Here is a 1,912-nt window from a genome sequence, read left to right on the forward strand (position 1 = left end):
GGCATGGCAATCTGATTTTTATGTCAAATTACAAACTTTGAAAAGTGTAAACTATGTCCCTTTAACTTTGTAACGGATGTCCCTTTATCGTACCAAATTGCCACTAACGGTTGGTACATGTTGTCGGGGCGGATTTCGGAGAGCGTTCCTGTCCGAAGGACACGGAACTGCGATGCGAGAATCCGCAGTTGGCGAACCACCGAACCCGCCCTGCAATATGTACTTTGTTAACGGCTGGTTTTTTATTCATGGTCAAGTTGTTAACAGTATAAAAATATCATTTTCTGAGCAAAAGTTTCAAATAACCTCGTCGCTTTTTAAATTTTTCTTCACCCCAAAAGTCAAAGTTGCTTGTGGGTTGCAGGTAACCAACGTCGGTTTGCCCCGCAAAAACGTGAGTTTTTCCATTCCTAACTTATGCCGCTGGCGGAAAACTTGCGAGTACAAAAATGTCCGCCAATTTTTTTAATTCCAGTCCAGATAACTAAAGGCCAAAACACAAACTGTCAAATAACCACCAGCTGTTCCTAAAAAGTGCTTCACAGTCAGGCAGAGAAACATTTTGGTTGCCTGTCAGACTGCGAAAATTGGCAACTTGCACTAAACAATCTTTTGCAAGTTTTGTGACAGCAACTTTCGGGGCGAGCAGAAAACCAAAGAACGGACTTATCAAATAACCACCAATTTATTCTTCTCAAACTTGCCGTTAACGGTCACTTGTATGTGGTCGGGCGGGATTTCGAAGAGAAATCCTGTCAGACCCGCAGAAGAGTGGGCACGAGGTCTGACTTGTCAGACCGCTAAAACCCCCGCCTGCCATATACAATTTGTTATAGCCAGTTATTTATTCTTCTCATTCAAATATTTTTTTGTTGATTCAACCAACATTTTTTGATTTGATAATATGTAAACTTCTTCTGCTTTCGATTTTGTAAGAGTATTATTTAGTATAATTTTCTCTGTTGAATTAATAATATTTCTTCGCCATATTTCAGCTTGTTCTGCTGAAATATTTTCTTCTTTTTCGGCTGAATTTATTTTTTCAATAATTTGAAGACTTTTTGACAAGTTGTTGTTTAGTTTGTCAAGCTTAAACCCTGAGTTATTTGATATTAGATTCCACGTGTCGTTAATGATTTTAGCAATAGCTTGTGATATCGCTTTGGGAAGTTTAATCGATATATTTGTGTTGCTGCCAGAGTCGGCAAGAATCATTTTCGGTTTTTCTTCAGATTTCAGATTGTCAATTGAATTTAAAGCATCATAAACGTTATTGACTAAAATGTTTATATTTTGGATAACAACGGTAAAAGTCTCGAAATCAATTTTTTCATTTGCTAATATTTCAAAATATAAGAATCCTTCATTTTCTGCTTTTTTGTAATCAAAATCAAAAATAGAGTCGTTTAATTCTGAATCTTCAAATAACATGTTTGCTATTAGTCTCAAAGTTGTCAAGAGTGTATTGTGATAAGTAAAAAAATCGTTTAATGCTTTTGATTGTTGCAAAAATTTAATTTTTGTATCATAATTATTGTTAGATACAAAACGAATTATTGCACTGAAAAACGATGTTTCATAGTATTTGTGCGCATTGAATTGTTTAAGTATTTTTTCTTGTTTTTCGTCAAGTATTAATTGGTCAAACCCTGACTTTGATTCAACAAGTATTAATAACAAAGAGGAACTAATGCTATTTTCTTTTTGATTTCCATTAAAAAAATCAATCAATTTTGTACTCAGCGTTTTATTTGTTATTAGCTGAAGGTTTTTTAATAGTTCTATTTTTTGCATTTTATCTTATTTATAATTGGCTATAACGGTTGGTACATGTTGTCGGGGCGGATTTCGGAGAGCGTTCCTGTCCGAAGGACACGGAACTGCGATGCGAGAATCCGCAGTTGGCGTACCA

The 1,912-nt window shown here is 35.4% G+C and carries 1 protein-coding gene; it reads right to left on the reverse strand.

All coding sequences use genetic code 11. The features are described from left to right. Positions 1-840: 840 nt before the first annotated feature. Positions 841-1,794 (reverse strand): hypothetical protein, encoded by a 954-nt coding sequence (locus K5G00_RS29185; protein WP_238770123.1) that lies wholly within the window; start codon positions 1,792-1,794, stop codon positions 841-843. Positions 1,795-1,912: the final 118 nt, after the last annotated feature.

Origin of the sequence: Maribellus maritimus (genome assembly GCF_022267315.1) — a bacterium.
In the GTDB taxonomy this organism is placed as follows: domain Bacteria; phylum Bacteroidota; class Bacteroidia; order Bacteroidales; family Prolixibacteraceae; genus Draconibacterium; species Draconibacterium maritimum.